The sequence below is a fragment of the Streptomyces cylindrosporus genome, assembly GCF_022698165.1.
In the GTDB taxonomy this organism is placed as follows: domain Bacteria; phylum Actinomycetota; class Actinomycetes; order Streptomycetales; family Streptomycetaceae; genus Streptomyces; species Streptomyces cylindrosporus.
Window position 1 is genome coordinate 189,487 of record NZ_JALDAY010000016.1, and the last position, 16,278, is coordinate 205,764.

Annotated in this window: 18 protein-coding genes; 14 read left to right on the forward strand and 4 right to left on the reverse strand. The window is 71.7% G+C overall.

The features are described 5' to 3' along the window. Window positions 1-79: 79 nt before the first annotated feature. The 6 genes from dxr (at window position 80) to MQP27_RS43005 (ending at window position 7,500) form a co-directional block, all read left to right on the forward strand. Window positions 80-1,333: a 1-deoxy-D-xylulose-5-phosphate reductoisomerase gene (gene dxr / locus MQP27_RS42980; protein ID WP_242775798.1), complete on the forward strand. Its 1,254-nt coding sequence runs from the start codon at window positions 80-82 to the stop codon at window positions 1,331-1,333. Next, entirely contained in the window at window positions 1,330-2,634 is a 1,305-nt protein-coding gene (locus MQP27_RS42985) for a M50 family metallopeptidase (RefSeq protein WP_504979097.1), read from the forward strand. Before dxr ends, MQP27_RS42985 begins: the two co-directional genes overlap by 4 nt. Window positions 2,635-2,801: 167 nt before the next feature. Further along, window positions 2,802-3,959: a flavodoxin-dependent (E)-4-hydroxy-3-methylbut-2-enyl-diphosphate synthase gene (gene ispG, locus MQP27_RS42990; RefSeq protein WP_242775799.1), complete on the forward strand. Its 1,158-nt coding sequence runs from the start codon at window positions 2,802-2,804 to the stop codon at window positions 3,957-3,959. Window positions 3,960-4,249: 290 nt separating this feature from the next. Further along, entirely contained in the window at window positions 4,250-5,098 is an 849-nt protein-coding gene (locus MQP27_RS42995) for a GNAT family N-acetyltransferase (protein WP_242775802.1), read from the forward strand. A 54-nt stretch (window positions 5,099-5,152) separates the two neighbouring features. Then, complete coding sequence (locus MQP27_RS43000) at window positions 5,153-5,722, forward strand: GNAT family N-acetyltransferase (protein ID WP_242775805.1); 570 nt, start codon at window positions 5,153-5,155, stop codon at window positions 5,720-5,722. Window positions 5,723-5,796: 74 nt separating this feature from the next. Next, a complete protein-coding gene (locus MQP27_RS43005) occupies window positions 5,797-7,500 on the forward strand; it encodes a proline--tRNA ligase (protein WP_242775807.1) in 1,704 nt (567 codons plus the stop codon). 9 nt (window positions 7,501-7,509) lie between these two features. Here MQP27_RS43005 and MQP27_RS43010 read toward each other — a convergent pair whose 3' ends face one another. Beyond that, window positions 7,510-7,929, reverse strand: a complete 420-nt coding sequence (locus MQP27_RS43010; protein ID WP_242775809.1) for a hypothetical protein — start codon at window positions 7,927-7,929, stop codon at window positions 7,510-7,512. A gap of 15 nt (window positions 7,930-7,944) precedes the next feature. On the opposite strand from MQP27_RS43010, the gene MQP27_RS43015 reads away from it, so the two are divergent. From MQP27_RS43015 to MQP27_RS43035, 5 genes are all read left to right on the forward strand, one after another. Further along, complete coding sequence (locus tag MQP27_RS43015; RefSeq protein ID WP_242775811.1) at window positions 7,945-8,943, forward strand: FAD:protein FMN transferase; 999 nt, start codon at window positions 7,945-7,947, stop codon at window positions 8,941-8,943. Beyond that, window positions 8,940-9,488: a ferric reductase-like transmembrane domain-containing protein gene (locus MQP27_RS43020; protein ID WP_242775813.1), complete on the forward strand. Its 549-nt coding sequence runs from the start codon at window positions 8,940-8,942 to the stop codon at window positions 9,486-9,488. Before MQP27_RS43015 ends, MQP27_RS43020 begins: the two co-directional genes overlap by 4 nt. After that, a complete protein-coding gene (locus MQP27_RS43025; RefSeq protein ID WP_242775815.1) occupies window positions 9,488-10,702 on the forward strand; it encodes an NADH-ubiquinone oxidoreductase-F iron-sulfur binding region domain-containing protein in 1,215 nt (404 codons plus the stop codon). The genes MQP27_RS43020 and MQP27_RS43025 overlap by 1 nt, the downstream gene beginning before the upstream one ends. Before the next feature lies 1 nt (window position 10,703). Then, window positions 10,704-10,925 (forward strand): ferredoxin, encoded by a 222-nt coding sequence (locus MQP27_RS43030; RefSeq protein ID WP_242775817.1) that lies wholly within the window; start codon window positions 10,704-10,706, stop codon window positions 10,923-10,925. 63 nt (window positions 10,926-10,988) lie between these two features. Continuing rightward, window positions 10,989-12,191: a M20 metallopeptidase family protein gene (locus MQP27_RS43035; RefSeq protein WP_242775818.1), complete on the forward strand. Its 1,203-nt coding sequence runs from the start codon at window positions 10,989-10,991 to the stop codon at window positions 12,189-12,191. 78 nt (window positions 12,192-12,269) lie between these two features. Here MQP27_RS43035 and MQP27_RS43040 read toward each other — a convergent pair whose 3' ends face one another. Genes MQP27_RS43040 through MQP27_RS43050 form a run of 3 tightly spaced genes read right to left on the reverse strand, consistent with a single transcriptional unit; the run spans window position 12,270 to window position 14,194 of the window. Further along, window positions 12,270-13,163, reverse strand: a complete 894-nt coding sequence (locus MQP27_RS43040) for an aminoglycoside phosphotransferase family protein (RefSeq protein ID WP_242775820.1) — start codon at window positions 13,161-13,163, stop codon at window positions 12,270-12,272. A gap of 27 nt (window positions 13,164-13,190) precedes the next feature. After that, entirely contained in the window at window positions 13,191-13,655 is a 465-nt protein-coding gene (locus tag MQP27_RS43045; RefSeq protein WP_242775823.1) for a ferritin-like domain-containing protein, read from the reverse strand. Further along, window positions 13,652-14,194: a hypothetical protein gene (locus MQP27_RS43050; protein WP_242775825.1), complete on the reverse strand. Its 543-nt coding sequence runs from the start codon at window positions 14,192-14,194 to the stop codon at window positions 13,652-13,654. Before MQP27_RS43050 ends, MQP27_RS43045 begins: the two co-directional genes overlap by 4 nt. Before the next feature lie 203 nt (window positions 14,195-14,397). Here MQP27_RS43050 and rimP point away from each other — a divergent pair, with 203 nt between their 5' ends. From rimP to MQP27_RS43065, 3 genes are all read left to right on the forward strand, one after another. Further along, window positions 14,398-14,904, forward strand: coding sequence for a ribosome maturation factor RimP (rimP, locus tag MQP27_RS43055; RefSeq protein ID WP_242775827.1), 507 nt, complete (start codon window positions 14,398-14,400; stop codon window positions 14,902-14,904). 2 nt (window positions 14,905-14,906) lie between these two features. Next, window positions 14,907-15,902: a transcription termination factor NusA gene (nusA, locus tag MQP27_RS43060; RefSeq protein WP_242775829.1), complete on the forward strand. Its 996-nt coding sequence runs from the start codon at window positions 14,907-14,909 to the stop codon at window positions 15,900-15,902. 90 nt (window positions 15,903-15,992) lie between these two features. Beyond that, complete coding sequence (locus tag MQP27_RS43065; protein ID WP_242775831.1) at window positions 15,993-16,271, forward strand: YlxR family protein; 279 nt, start codon at window positions 15,993-15,995, stop codon at window positions 16,269-16,271. Window positions 16,272-16,278: the final 7 nt, after the last annotated feature.

The following is a 16,278-nucleotide window of genomic DNA, read 5'->3' on the forward strand; positions in this document are numbered from 1 at the left end:
GACAGCGCGTTCCCCTCCCCGCCCCCCGAGAGGGGGACGCGCTGTCCTCACACACCGTCCTTACGGCAACAATGGAGGGATGAGCGACAGTCCAGCACCTCTCGCGGATCCACACCTCGTCTACGACCCGGTGGCGGGCAGCGGCCCGAAGGACGTGGTGATCCTCGGCTCCACGGGCTCGATCGGGACCCAGGCCATCGACCTCGTGCTCCGCAACCCCGACCGGTTCCGGGTCACCGCGCTCTCCGCCAACGGCGGCCGGGTCGGCCTCCTCGCCGAGCAGGCGCACCGGCTCCGGGTGCGGACCGTCGCGGTCGCCCGCGAGGACGTCGTACCGCAGCTGCGCGAAGCGCTGAGCGGTCTGTACGGCGCCGGGGAGGCGCTGCCCGAGATCCTCGCCGGGCCCGACGCGGCCACCGCCCTCGCCGCCTCCGACTGCCACACCGTCCTCAACGGCATCACCGGCTCCATCGGGCTCGCCCCGACCCTCGCCGCCCTGGAGGCGGGCCGCACCCTCGCGCTCGCCAACAAGGAGTCGCTCATCGTCGGCGGCCCGCTGGTCAAGGCGCTCGCCAAGCCCGGTCAGATCATCCCGGTCGACTCCGAGCACGCGGCGCTGTTCCAGGCGCTCGCGGCGGGGACGAGAGCGGATGTGCGCAAGCTGGTCGTCACCGCCTCCGGCGGGCCCTTCCGCGGCCGTACGAAGGCCGAGCTGGCGGACGTGACCGTCGAGGACGCGCTCGCGCACCCCACCTGGGCCATGGGCCCGGTCATCACGATCAACTCCGCGACCCTCGTGAACAAGGGCCTGGAGGTGATCGAGGCACACCTCCTCTACGACATTCCCTTCAGCCGCATTGAGGTGGTCGTGCACCCCCAGTCGTATGTCCACTCGATGATTGAGTTCACGGACGGATCGACCATCGCCCAGGCGACGCCCCCCGACATGCGCGGGCCCATCGCCATCGGCCTCGGCTGGCCCGAGCGCGTCCCGGACGCGGCCCCGGCCTTCGACTGGAGCAAGGCGTCGACGTGGGAGTTCTTCCCGCTCGACAATGACGCGTTCCCTTCGGTCAACCTTGCGAGGCACGTGGGTGAGCTCGCGGGCACCGCCCCGGCGGTGTTCAATGCGGCCAACGAGGAGTGCGTGGAGGCGTTCCGCACCGGCGCGCTGCCCTTCAACGGGATCATGGAGACGGTGACACGGGTGGTCGAGGAGCACGGCACCCCGCGTACGGGAACCTCACTCACCGTGTCGGACGTCCTCGAAGCGGAGACCTGGGCAAGGGCCCGGGCCAGGGAACTGACGGCGATCGCGGAGGCGCGTGCATGACGACCTTGATGATGATCCTCGGCATAGTCGTCTTCGCGTTCGGCCTGCTGGTCTCGATCGCGTGGCACGAGCTGGGGCACCTGTCCACGGCCAAGCTCTTCGGCATCCGCGTGCCCCAGTACATGGTCGGCTTCGGCCCGACCATCTGGTCGCGCAAGAAGGGCGAGACCGAGTACGGGATCAAGGCCGTCCCGTTCGGCGGCTACATCCGCATGATCGGCATGTTCCCGCCCGGCCCCGACGGCCAGCTCACCGCCCGCTCCACCTCGCCCTGGCGCGGCATGATCGAGGACGCCCGCTCGGCCGCCTTCGAGGAGCTCAAGCCCGGCGACGAGACCCGCCTCTTCTACACCCGCGCCCCCTGGAAGCGGGTCATCGTGATGTTCGCGGGCCCGTTCATGAACCTCATCCTGGCCGTGGCCCTGTTCTTCACGGTCCTGATGGGCTTCGGCATCTCCCAGCAGACCACCACGGTCAGCTCGGTCTCCCAGTGCGTCATCGCGCAGAGCGAGAACCGCGACACCTGCAAGAAGGGCGACGCGGCCTCCCCGGCCGCGGCGGCGGGCCTCAAGCCCGGCGACAAGATCGTCTCCTTCGACGGGGTACGGACCGACGACTGGAACAAGCTCTCCGACCTGATCCGCTCCGACCCCGGCAAGAACGTCGCGATCGTCGTCGACCGCAAGGGCCAGGAGGTCACCCTCCACGCCACGATCGCCACCAACCAGGTCGCCAAGAAGGACTCCAGCGGCCAGATCGTCGAGGGCAAGTACGTCAGCGCCGGCTTCCTCGGCTTCAGCGCCGCCACCGGCATCGTCAAGCAGGACTTCGGCGAGTCCCTGACCTGGATGGGCGACCGCGTCGGCGACGCCGTCGACTCCATCGCGGGCCTGCCCGGCAAGATCCCCGGCCTGTGGGACGCGGCCTTCGGCGACGGCAAGCGAGCGGCCGACTCCCCGATGGGCGTGGTCGGCGCGGCCCGGGTCGGCGGCGAGATCTTCACCCTGGACATCCCGGCCACCCAGCAGCTGGCGATGTTCGTGATGCTGGTCGCCGGCTTCAACCTCTCCCTGTTCCTGTTCAACATGCTCCCGCTGCTGCCGCTCGACGGCGGACACATCGCGGGGGCGCTGTGGGAGTCCCTGCGGCGGAACGTGGCGAAGGTTCTCAAGCGCCCGGACCCGGGCCCGTTCGACGTGGCGAAGCTGATGCCGGTGGCCTATGTGGTGGCCGGGATCTTCGTCTGCTTCACGCTGCTCGTGCTGGTGGCGGACGTGGTTAACCCGGTGAAAATCACCTAGCCATGTGGAGTTCGTGACGGCCCGGGACCCTCGGTTCCGGGCCGCCTTCCTTTGAGTGCGTTTGAAGGCGGGATGTGCTCGGGCCTGCGCGGGTGCCGTAATCTCGAAGCCTGGAGCCCGCTGTTCCGGGACCGGACCTTGATCCACGACTTGGGGTTGCACAGCAGATGACTGCGATTTCTCTCGGCATGCCGTCCGTTCCGACCAGGGTTGCCGAGCGGCGGAAGAGCCGGCAGATCCAGGTCGGATCCGTCGCGGTCGGCGGCGACGCCCCGGTATCCGTGCAGTCGATGACCACGACCCGTACGTCCGACATCGGCGCGACCCTCCAGCAGATCGCCGAGCTCACCGCGTCCGGCTGCCAGATCGTCCGCGTGGCCTGCCCGACCCAGGACGACGCGGACGCGCTCGCGACCATCGCGAAGAAGTCGCAGATCCCGGTCATCGCCGACATCCACTTCCAGCCGAAGTACGTCTTCGCCGCCATCGAGGCCGGCTGCGCCGCGGTCCGGGTGAACCCGGGCAACATCAAGCAGTTCGACGACAAGGTCAAGGAGATCGCGCGGGCCGCCAAGGACCACGGCACCCCGATCCGCATCGGCGTCAACGCCGGCTCCCTCGACCGGCGCCTGCTGCAGAAGTACGGCAAGGCGACCCCCGAGGCGCTCGTCGAGTCCGCCCTGTGGGAGGCCTCGCTCTTCGAGGAGCACGACTTCCGGGACATCAAGATCTCGGTGAAGCACAACGACCCGGTCGTGATGATCGAGGCCTACAAGCAGCTCGCCGCCCAGTGCGACTACCCGCTGCACCTCGGCGTCACCGAGGCGGGCCCGGCGTTCCAGGGCACGATCAAGTCGGCGGTGGCCTTCGGCGCGCTGCTCTCCCAGGGCATCGGCGACACGATCCGCGTGTCCCTCTCCGCACCTCCCGTGGAGGAGGTCAAGGTCGGCAACCAGATCCTGGAGTCGCTGAACCTCAAGCAGCGCGGCCTGGAGATCGTCTCCTGCCCCTCCTGCGGCCGCGCCCAGGTCGACGTCTACAAGCTCGCCGAAGAGGTCACGGCCGGCCTCACCGGCATGGAGGTCCCGCTCCGCGTCGCCGTCATGGGCTGTGTCGTCAACGGCCCCGGCGAGGCCCGCGAGGCCGACCTCGGCGTCGCCTCCGGCAACGGCAAGGGGCAGATCTTCGTCAAGGGCGAGGTCATCAAGACCGTCCCCGAGTCCAAGATCGTGGAGACCCTGATCGAGGAGGCCATGAAGCTGGCCGAGCAGATGGAGGCCGACGGCGTCACCTCCGGCGAGCCCGAGGTCTCCGTCGCGGGCTGACCCCGCCGTTCACTCCCACGCCCCGTCACATTCCCAGTGGCGGGGCGTTGGCCTCCCGGCGGGCCCGCGCACCCGCCGCCTCCGCCTCGACGTGCCCACGACCTGGTCCGCCGCGACCGCCCCCGCCTTCCACCGACAGCTGCGGATCGACGAGACACACGTGGGTTACGGCCACCCCACGGGCCACCGCTGACGCACCCGCTCTGCCGCGTCGCCGCACGGGGCGGCGCGGCACAAAATCGGCAGGTACAGTGCGGAGATCAGCGAACCCTCAGGGTGAGGTCCCGCACGTGTTGACCCAGACCACCTCCCGGGTGCTCGAACCGAGCGACCTGGACGCCGCGCTCGCCGTCCTCGACCGCGAGCCGGTCGCGAACGCCTTCGTGACGTCCCGGGTGCAGGTCGCGGGCCTCGACCCGTGGCGGCTGGGCGGCGAGATGTGGGGCTACTACGAGGACGGCATGCTGACGTCCCTCTGCTACGCCGGCGCCAACCTGGTCCCGATCTGCGCCACCCCGCGCGCCGTGCGCGCCTTCGCGGACCGCGCGCGGAGGGCCGGCCGCCGCTGCTCCTCGATCGTCGGCCCGGCCGAGCCCACCGCCCAGCTGTGGCGCCTGCTCGAAGCCGGCTGGGGCCCGGCCCGCGAGGTCCGCGCCCACCAGCCGCTGATGGTCACCGACCGCATGCCCGCCGACATCGCCCCGGATCCGTACGTCCGCCGCATCCGCAAGGACGAGATGGAGACGATCATGCCGGCGTGCGTGGCGATGTTCACCGAGGAGGTGGGCGTCTCGCCGCTCGCGGGGGACGGCGGGCTGCTCTACCAGGCCCGGGTCGCCGAACTGGTCGGCTCCGGCCGCTCCTTCGCCCGCCTCGACGACCGGGGCAAGGTCGTCTTCAAGGCGGAGATCGGCGCGGCGACCCCGCAGGCCTGCCAGATCCAGGGCGTGTGGGTGGCCCCCGAGTACCGGGGGAGGGGCATCGCGGCCCCGGGCATGGCGGCGGTCCTGCGCTACGCCCTGGCGGACGTGGCCCCGATCGTCAGCCTCTACGTCAACGACTTCAACACCCCGGCGAGAAGGACGTACCACCGAGTCGGCTTCCAGGAGGTCGGCGCGTTCATGAGCGTTCTGTTCTAGCCGCTGTTCACAGTGCTGTTCTGAGGCTCGTACGGGACCTGTAGTCTCCCCCGCATGCTGCACTTTCCCGGTCACGGACATCGCCGCCGGCCCGACGACGTCGTGATCGGTCCGCTCGATCTGTCCGCCCGGGTCGACGAGGCGCTCGCGGTGCAGGCCGTCGCCTTCGGTCTCGGCGCGGACGAGGTCGCCGTACGCCGTCAGATCGTGGTGCGGCACATGACCTACCCGGGGGCCCGCGCGCTCGGCGCGACCGTCGGCGGCGACCTGGTCGGCTTCGTCTACGGCATGCCGAACGACCGTACCCACTGGTGGTCCACGGTCGTTGAGCCCTACCTCCGCGCCCAGGGCCACGAGCACTGGCTCGACGACTCCTTCGTGATCACCGAGCTGCACGTGCACCCCCGGCACCAGAACCTCGGCATCGGCCGCGCCCTGATCACCAGGATCACCGACGGCGCCACCGAACCCCGCTCGATCCTCTCCGCGATCGACGTCGACAGTCCCGCCCGCGGCCTGTACCGCTCCCTCGGCTACCAGGACCTGGCCCGCCAGGTCCTCTTCCCCAGCGCCCCCAAGCCGTACGCGGTCATGGGCGCCCCTCTGCCGCTCCGCCGCCGCTGACGGATTTCCACCGGCACAGCGACCCCGGCTAACCTCCTAGCCATCACCGTTTTCCCGGCAGGAGTACGAGAACCATGGCCAACGCACCGGTCCAGCGCATGTCCCAGTTGATGGCGAAGACGCTGCGCGACGACCCGGCGGACGCCGAGGTCCTCAGCCACAAGCTGCTCGTCCGCGCCGGCTACGTCCGCCGTACCGCCGCCGGCATCTGGAGCTGGCTGCCGCTCGGCAAGAAGGTGCTGGCCAACGTCGAGCGGATCGTCCGCGAGGAGATGGACGCGATCGGCGCCCAGGAGGTCAGCCTCCCCGCGCTGCTGCCCCGCGAGCCGTACGACGCGACCGGCCGCTGGGACGAGTACGGCCCGGAGCTGTTCCGCCTCAACGACCGCAAGGGCGGCGACTACCTGCTCGGCCCCACCCACGAGGAGATCTTCACGCTGATCGTGAAGGACCAGGCCTCCTCCTACAAGGACCTGCCGGTCATCCTCTACCAGATCCAGACGAAGTTCCGCGACGAGGCCCGCCCCCGCGCCGGCATCCTGCGCGGCCGCGAGTTCCTGATGAAGGACTCGTACTCCTTCGACACCGAGGACGAGGGCCTCGCCCGGTCCTACGCCCTGCACCGCGAGGCCTACCAGCGCGTCTTCGAGCGCCTCGGCCTCGACTACCGCATCTGCGCCGCCACCGCCGGCGCCATGGGCGGCTCCAAGTCGGAGGAGTTCCTCGCCCCGGCCGAGGCCGGCGAGGACACCTTCGCCGACTGCCCGAACTGCGACTTCGCGGCCAACACCGAGGCGATCACATACGAGCTGAAGCCGGTGGACGCCGCCGCCGTCCCCGCCCTCGAAGAGATCCCCACCCCCGACACCCCGACCATCGAGACCCTCGCCGCCCACCTCGGCGTCCAGGCCTCCGAGACGCTCAAGAACCTTCTCGTGAAGGTGGACGGCGAGATCATCGCCGTCGGCGTGCCCGGCGACCGCGAGGTCGACATGGACAAGGTCGAGGCGCACTTCGCGCCGGGCGTCGTGGAGATGGTCACCGAGGCCGACTTCGCGGGCCGCCCCGACCTGGTTCGCGGTTACGTCGGCCCGCAGGGCCTGGGCGAGAAGGTCAAGTACGTCGCCGACCCGCGCGTGGCCCCCGGCACCGCCTGGATCACCGGCGCCAACAAGGACGGCATGCACGCCAAGCACGTCGTCGCCGGCCGTGACTTCGAGGTCGACGAGTACGTCGACGTCGTGGTCGTCCAGGAGGGCGACCCGTGCCCGAACTGCGGCACCGGCCTCAAGCTGGACCGCGCCATCGAGATCGGCCACATCTTCCAGCTGGGCCGCAAGTACGCCGACGCCCTCAAGCTCGACGTCCTCGGCCAGAACGGCAAGCCCGTCCGCGTCACCATGGGCTCCTACGGCATCGGCGTCTCCCGCGCCGTCGCCGCCCTCGCCGAGCAGACCGCCGACGAGCAGGGCCTGTGCTGGCCCGCCGAGGTCGCCCCGGCCGACGTGCACGTCGTCGCCGCGGGCAAGGCCCTCCAGATCGAGCTGGCCCTGGAGGTCTCCGAGAAGCTGCGCGCGGCCGGCCTGCGCGTCCTGGTCGACGACCGGGCCGGCGTCTCCCCGGGCGTGAAGTTCACGGACGCCGAGCTCATCGGCGTACCGAAGATCCTGGTCGCGGGCCGCCGCTCCGGCGAGGGCGTCCTGGAGCTCAAGGACCGCAAGTCCGGCGAGCGCGAGGAACTGACGGTGGACGAGGCGATCGCCCGCCTCACCGCGTAAAGGAACTCCTCAGAAACGTCTCTGGGGGCCTAAAGGGACCTCACAGACTTCTCTCAGACCGTTCCCCGAACGTAGTGCGTGACAGAACGTCACCACATTCGGGAGGGGAACGGCCATGGAAGGCAGGGGAAGGGAGCGGGGCGCCGCCGCGCTGGTCCGCAGAGGGGCCCGGCGCACGGCGGCCACCGCGGCGGCGGTCACGCTGGCGGCGGCGGCCGGGATGTTCGCGCTGATCGGCACGATGAACACGGACACCAGCGCCGTGTCGTCCACCACGAGCAGCGACACGGGTTCGAGCAGTACCAGTACGAGTTCCGGCAGCAGCGATACGAGTTCGTCCTCGTCGTCCAGCAGCTCGTCATCGAGCGACTCCTCGTCCTCCTCCGGCGGGCTCACGTCCTCCAACGGCAGCGGCTCCTCCGACTCCACCTCGGGAGCGTCGTGATGAGCACGCTGCTGAAGCCGCGTACCACCGCCGCCGCCGACTGGCGCGCCCTCGGCACCACGGTCCGCCTGGTCGTCACCGACCCGGCCCTGCTCGACTCCTGCAACCTGCTCCTGGCCCGGCACCTCGCCGAGGTCGACGCGGCCTGCAGCCGTTTCCGCCCCGACTCCGAACTCGCCGCCCTGGACGACAGCGCCGGCCGCCCGGTCCGGGTCAGCCCGCTGCTCGCGGAGGCCCTCGCGGTCGCCCTGCGCGCGGCCGAGGCGACCGACGGGGCCGTGGACCCCACGGTCGGCTCGGCGATGGAGGCGATCGGCTACGACCGCGACTTCACGCTGGTCCAGGAGGACGACCGCCCGGTGCGCCTCACGGTGAAGCGGGCCCCGGGCTGGCGCACGGTCCGCCTCGACCGCGCGACCGGCACGGTCACGGTCCCGCCCGGCGTACGCCTCGACCTCGGCGCCACGGCGAAGGCCTGGGCCGCCGACAAGGCCGCGACGATGCTCGCGCGGACGGCGGGCTGCGGAGTCCTGGTGAGCCTGGGCGGCGACACGGCGGTCGCGGGAAAGCCCCCGGCGGACGGCTGGCAGATCCGCGTCCAGGACGTAACGGCCCCGGTGGACCGGACGCCGCCCGAGGGCCCGCACACCACGGTGGGCCTGCACAGCGGAGGCCTCGCCACATCGGGCACGTCGGCCCGCAACTGGCGCCGCGGCGACACCACCCTCCACCACATCACCGACCCGAACACGGGCCTGCCGGCCCAGACCCCGTGGCGCACGGTGTCGGTAGCGGCCCCCACCTGCGCAGAAGCCAACGCGGCAACGACGGCGGCGTTGGTGAAGGGCCCGGGCGCAGAGCGCTGGCTGACGCGCCTGGGCCTCCCGGCCCGACTGGTGGCGCTGGACGGCCTGGTCATAACAACACCGGGCTGGCCTACGCCCCCCAGGGGCGCGGGGAACTGCGCGACCAGCCCCCACCGAGGGACAGCCGCATGACAAGCGCAACCCTCTGGTACGCAAACCGAGCCACCGGTGCCGTCTCCCTGGTCCTCTTCACGCTCGTAGTCGTCCTGGGCATCGCGGTGCGACTCCGCGGCCGCATCCCCGGCCTCCCCCGCTTCGGCACCGTCTCCCTGCACCGCACCCTCTCCCTCTCCGCAACAGCCTTCCTGGCCCTGCACATCGCACTCGCGGTGATGGACAGCTACGTCAACATCACCCTCACCGACGTCCTCATCCCGTTCATCGGCGACTACGAGCCCCTCTGGCTCGGCCTCGGCACAGTCGCCCTGGACCTCCTGCTCGCCGTCCTGATCACCAGCCTCCTGCGCGAACGCATCGGCTACCGCACCTGGCGCGCCCTCCACTGGCTGGCCTACGCCTCCTGGCCCGTCGCCCTGATCCACGGCCTGGGCATCGGCACCGACGCCGGCACCGACTGGATGACCTGGCTGACCATCACCTGCGTGGCCACCGTCATCACCGCCGGAGGCATCCGCACCGCCACCACCCTGCTCCGCCCCGCCCAAGGAGCCCACTGATGACCGCGACCTTCCCCGACCTCCACATGTCCCCGCGCCTGCTGGCCCCCGGCGGCGCCCCGGCCGACCTGCCCACCCACGAACAGCGTTACGGCCCGCTGCGCCACGGCGATCCGGCCGCCCTGCTCAGATCCGTGGCCGAGGCCGGGCTGACCGGCCGCGGGGGAGCGGCGTTCCCGGTGCACCGCAAGCTCGCCGCGGTCGCCGAGGCGGCCCGCCGCACCGGCCGCGCCCCGGTGGTCGTCGCGAACGGCGCGGAGGGCGAACCCGCGAGCCGCAAGGACAAGACCCTGCTCGCCCTCTCCCCGCACCTGGTCCTGGACGGCCTCCAGGTGGCCGCGCGGGCGGTCGGCGCGGGGGAGGCCTACCTCGCGGCCGAGGAGGGCGTGTCCTACCTGGAGTCGGCCGCGGCCCACCGCAGGGACCCGGTCGCCGTCAAGGTCGTACGACTCCCCAGACGCTTCCTGTCCGGCCAGGCGTCCGCGCTGGCCCGCTTCGTGGGCGGAGCCGAGGCCCTGCCCACCCACCAGGACCCGCCGGTCCGGGAACGCGGCGTGGGCCGTGCCCCCACCCTCGTCCAGAACGTCGAGACCCTCGCCCACCTGGCCCTGATCGCCCGCTACGGCCCCGACTGGTACCGCACGGCCGGCACCCCCTCCCAGCCCGGCAGCGCCCTGTGCACGCTGCACACGCCGGGCAGCCAACCCCGGGTCGTGGAAGCCCCGTTCGGCATGCCCCTGCACCGCCTGGTCCCGCTGAACGGCATGTCCGCGGTCCTCCTCGGCGGCTACCACGGCACCTGGTTCCCGGCGACGGAAGCGGCGCAACTCCCCCTGGACGCCACGACAATGGGAGCCGGCGTCATCGCCACCCTCCCCACCACCCGCTGCGGCCTGACCGAAACGGCCCGAGTCCTGCGTTACTTGGCACTTCAGTCGGCAGGCCAGTGCGGCCCCTGCCTGAACGGCCTGCCCCGCATGGCCGCCGCCTTCCGGACCCTCGCCACCCCCGGCCCCCAGTCCACCACCCGCACCGACCTGGCCCGCTGGTCCGGCCTGGTCGAGGGCCGCGGCGCCTGCCACCACCCCGACGGCACGGTCCGCCTGGTCCGCAGCGCCCTCACCACCTTCGCGCCCGAACTGGACGCCCACGCAAGGGGTTTGTGCACCGCGACCGACCCGACGCCCCTGCTGCCCGTCCCCCAGGAGCCCTGACATGGACCAGAAGCCGGCCCAGAAGATCGACATCGACTGGACGTCCTGCCGGGGCCACGGCCTGTGCGCCGAGCTCCTCCCCGACCACATCACCCTCGACGAGTGGGGCTACCCCCTGGTCGACGGCACCCCCGTCCCCGCCCGCACCCTCAAACGGGCCCGCAGAGCCGCGGCCGACTGCCCCGTCCTCGCGCTCAAACTGACGGCGACGGGAATGTCCTGAGCGGCCCACGGCTGGGCAGTCTCCTGACACTGCCCAAGCGTTGGACGTACGAGGGGGAACGGGATGAGTCTGCGAGCGGACGCACACGAGATCCAGGGCGAACTGGCCCAGCTGCGCCGGGCGTTGCACCGGGAACCGGAGATCGGCCTGCACCTGCCGCGCACCCAGGAGAAGGTGCTGGCGGCACTGGACGGACTGCCGCTGGAGATCAGCACGGGCACGACCCTGTCCTCCGTCACCGCGGTCCTGCGCGGCGGCGCGGCCCCCGAAGGCCCCGGCCCCGTCGTGCTGCTGCGCGGCGACATGGACGCCCTGCCGGTCTCCGAGCGCACCGGCGTGGAGTTCAGCTCCCGGATCGACGGCGCCATGCACGCCTGCGGCCACGACCTGCACACCGCCGGCCTCGTCGGCGCCGCCCGGCTGCTCGCCGACCGGCGTGAACTCCTCGCCGGGGACGTGGTGTTCATGTTCCAGCCGGGGGAGGAGGGCTGGGACGGCGCCGGGCACATGATCGAGGAGGGCGTGCTGGAGGCGGCGGGCCGCCCGGCCGACGCCGCCTACGGACTGCACGTGACCTCGTCGTCGTACCCCACGGGCGTCTTCACCTCCCGCCCCGGGCCCCTGATGGCGGCCTCGGCGGGCCTGCACGTGCGCGTGCTCGGCGCCGGCGGCCACGGCTCCCGGCCGCACGACGCCCTCGACCCCATCCAGACGGCCTGCGAGATGGTCACCGCCCTGCAGACGATGGTGACCCGCCGCTTCGACGTCTTCGACCCGGTGGTGATCACCGTCGGCACCTTCCACGCCGGCACCAGGCGCAACATCATCCCGGACGAGGCGGTCTTCGAGGCGACGATACGAACGTTCAGCGCACAGGCCGCGGAACGCGTCGCCGAGGCCGCCGTGCGCCTGTGCCAGGACATGGCGACGGCCCACGGCCTGACGGCGGAGGCGGACTTCAGCCCGGAGTACCCGCTCACGGTGAACGACACCGTCGAGCACATCTTCCTGGCCGACACGGTCCGCGAGACCTTCGGCGAGGAGTACTTCGAGCCGATGCCGGACCCGATCACCGGTTCGGAGGACTTCTCGAGGGTCCTGGACCGCGTGCCGGGCGCCTTCGCCTTCTTGGGCGCCGACGCGACGGGTGACCCGAAAACGGCCCCAACCAACCACTCCCCGAGGGCCACCTTCGACGACACGGTCCTGTCAGACGCGGCAGCCTTGCTGGCCAATTTGGCAGAACGCCGCCTGCAACGCCCCTAGAGGGGCGCGGGGAACTGCGCGACAAGCCACGACGCACCCGCAGCCCGACCACAACCCGAACCCCCGAGCTGATCCGCCCTAAAGCCACCCGGCAAATTCAAGCAACAGCTCGGCATCCCGAGGCCGCCCCACTCGCCGCGCCCGAACCCCCGACTCCACGGCCCGGAACAACGTCCACCCCCGAAGCCGCTCCTGATCCACGTCCAAAGACTCCGCCAGCCGCTTCACCCGCCGCCGAGTCGTCGCCGCCCCCGACGGCGAGGCGATCAAGTCCTCCACCCGATCCCGCACCAGCCGCGCCAGATCGAACGCACACTCACCCACCACCGGATCCGGCCCCACCGCAAGCCACGGCATCCGCTCCCCGGCCAGCACCTTGCTCTGCCGGAACGTCCCGTGCAGCAACCGTTCCTCCGGCGGCGCGGCCAACAACTCCGCACGCGAGGCCAACGCGGCGTCGACGAGCGACGCCACCTCTCCGTCGGCCCCGGCCCGCATCGCCTCCGCCTGCCGCCCCGTCCGCTCGGCCACCGTCTCGAAGGAATGCCCACCCGGCGGCTCCACCCACAGCCGCCGCAACGTCCCCGCCGCCTCCAGCAACGCCTTCGCCTCCGGCAACGACCGCAGGGACACATCCGGATGCAGCCGCTCCAACAGGAGCACACCCTCCGCGGTGAACGGCTCCAGCAGTTGTACGGCCCCCACCCCGCCCCAATGGGACAGCGCCGCCCGCTCACCCTCCGGCCGGGCCCGCCGCGGCGCCAGCTTCAGCACGGCCGGGGCGCCGTCGGGCCGCCGTACCAGCACCACCAGGCTGCTGCGCCCACCCGGCACCTGCACCCGCTCCACGGTCAACTCGCGTAGCGCGACGGCCTGTTGCGCCGCCGTCGGCAGCTTCTCCAACCAGTCGTCACCGTCCGGTGCCGTCTCACCGAGCGCCCTCACCAGACGCGGCGGCGGTTCGAAAGCCATACGCGAGCAGATCCCTTCCGGTACGGGTCACGCCGTGGGTGACGGCGAGGCCGACCCGGTGGCCGCCCGCTCGGCGAGACCAGGGAAGGCTACGCTCTCGCCGCGCCAGCGCACCGCCCGCACCGCCGCCTCCCGCAGGGCCCCCGCGGCCGACCGCCGCCGCTCGCCCTCGGTCGCCCGCACGACGTCGGAGTACACCCCGGCCACCCGGTCCTCCAGCTCCGCCGCCAGCCGCACGGCCGCCGCCGAGTCCGGCACCGGGAACGGCAGCGCGTACGCGGCGGCCGCGGCCACCGGCGTGCCGCCGAGGTCCCGGACCTCCCGCACCAGGGCGTCGCGCCGGGCGCGGTGGGCGTCGTACGCGGACCTGGCCTCCGTACGACGGCCCTCGCGGATCCTGCCGCCGACGACCCCGTAGCCGTAGACGGCCGCGTGCTCGGCGGCGAGCGCCGCCTGGAGCGCCTTGAGCTCCTTCTCGTCCGTCTCGCTCACTTGGCCCCCTCCGTCAGCAGATACGCGTGCGCCGCCCCGGCCGCCGCGACCGAGGCCAGCAGCCGCGCCAGCTCGCCGGGCACGTCCAGCAGCGCGGCGGTTCGCTGATCGGCGAGGGCCCGCTCGGCGGCGGCGAGTTCCGCGAGGGCGTCCTGCTCGGTGGTGGCGGGCGAGGAGCTCGGCGCGGACGGGGACCCGGCCGACGGTGACTGCGGCGTGCCGCTCCCGCTCGCACCGGCCTTTCCGACCGTCCCCCCGAACGCCGCCACATGCCGTGCGACCTCCGCCCGCAGCGGTGCCAGCCGCTCCGCCGCCGTCGGGTGCGCGGCGAGGACGGCGTCGTACCGCTCCACCAGCCCCACGCTGTCCCGCGCCGCACGCGCGCGTGCCTTCGCGGTGACCGACGGGCTGCCGCCGGTGCTCTCCTCCGAGTCGGCGCCGGACGAGCAGCCCACGAGCAGGGCGGCTCCGGCGGCCGAGGCGAGCAGGGATCTTCTGCGCGGCCCCGAGGGGGTGCGCGGCGGTGGGGGGTACGGCACGGCTGACGTCCTCGGGGGGCTCGTACGAACACACGGGCGGGTAGACCGGCCCGCCGTGATCACGGTACCCGCGCCCCCGCCCGGCGTCGCTCATCGGCACCCGCCCGTCCACAGGTGGACGGCAACACCGTCTGCGACCGGATACCCTTTGACCAGACACGCGACCATCCCACAACAGCACACGCGGCCGAGGAGTCACCCGGATGAGCACCACCCAGAGCGAGAGGCTGCGAGAGCTCCTGGAACCGCTCGTCAGCTCCCAGGGCCTGGATCTCGAAGAGATCGCAGTGGACTCCGTCGGACGCAAGCGGGTGCTGCGGGTGGTCGTCGACTCCGACACCGGTGCCGACCTGGACCAGATCGCCGATGTGAGCCGCGCGCTCTCGGCGAAGCTCGACGAGACCGACGCGATGGGCGAGGGGGAGTACACCCTCGAGGTCGGCACCCCGGGCGCGGAGCGCCCCCTCAAGGAACACCGGCACTATGTGCGCGCCGTGGACCGGCTGGTGAGGTTCCAGCTGGCCGAGGGCGGGGAACTGGTGGCGCGGATCCTGAAGGTCGACGACGAGGGTCTCGACCTCGAGGTGCCCGGCGTGAAGGGACGTAAGGCCACCGCTCGCAGACTCGCCTTCTCCGACATCGACAAGGCGCGCGTGCAGGTCGAGTTCAACCGCAAGGACAGCAAGAACGAGATGGAAGAGGAGGCGTAGCCGTGGACATCGACATGAGTGCCCTGCGGGGCTTGGTACGGGAGAAGGAGATCTCCTTCGACCTGTTGGTCGAGGCGATCGAGTCGGCCCTCCTCATCGCCTACCACCGCACCGAGGGAAGCCACCGCCACGCGCGCGTGAAGCTCGACCGGGAGACCGGGCACGTCGTCGTGTGGGCGAAGGAAGACCCCGAGGACCTCGAAGAGGGCCAGGAGCCCCGCGAGTTCGACGACACCCCGTCCGACTTCGGCCGTATCGCCGCCACCACCGCCAAGCAGGTCATCCTGCAGCGGCTGCGCGACGCCGAGGACGACGCGACGCTCGGCGAGTACGCCGGCCGCGAGGGCGACATCGTCACCGGAGTCGTGCAGCAGGGCCGCGACCCGAAGAACGTGCTCGTGGACATCGGCAAGCTGGAGGCCATCCTGCCGGTGCAGGAGCAGGTGCCGGGCGAGACGTACCCGCACGGGATGCGGCTGCGGTCGTACGTCGTCCGGGTGGCGAAGGGTGTGCGCGGCCCGTCCGTCACCCTGTCGCGCACGCACCCCGCCCTGGTGAAGAAGCTCTTCGCCCTGGAGGTGCCGGAGATCGCCGACGGTTCGGTGGAGATCGCCGCCATCGCGCGCGAGGCCGGCCACCGGACGAAGATCGCCGTGCGGTCCACCCGCAGCGGCCTGAACGCCAAGGGAGCCTGCATCGGCCCCATGGGCGGCCGGGTGCGCAACGTCATGGGCGAGCTGAACGGCGAGAAGATCGACATCGTCGACTGGTCGGACGACCCGGCCGAGATGGTCGCGAACGCGCTCTCCCCGGCCCGCGTCTCCAAGGTCGAGGTCGTGGACCTGGCCGCCCGTTCCGCGCGCGTGACGGTGCCGGACTACCAGCTGTCGCTGGCGATCGGCAAGGAGGGCCAGAACGCCCGCCTGGCGGCCCGGCTGACCGGCTGGCGGATCGACATCCGGCCGGACACCGAGCAGACCGAGCAGCCCGAGGAATAGATCTGAGCCGCTGCTGGCTTAGATCACGACAACAACCGTTCGACTTTTGCCCCAAAGGGATGAGGTCGGTGCGGGGAGGTAGACTTAAGAGTGTCTGGCCGGACGCGAGCCCGCGCATGCCCTGAGCGCACCTGTGTGGGGTGCCGGGAGCGAGCGGCCCAGAAGGATCTGCTGCGGATCGTGGCGATCGGGGAACAGTGCGTCCCCGATCATCGCGGTACGCTGCCTGGCCGGGGTGCCTATGTGCACCCCACCCTGGTCTGTCTCGACCTGGCGGTCCGTCGCCGGGCGGTCCCGCGGGCGCTGCGCGTCCCGGGACCGCTCGACACCGAGGCGTTGCGCCTCTACGTCGAGCAGGCAACACCGTAAGACGTGT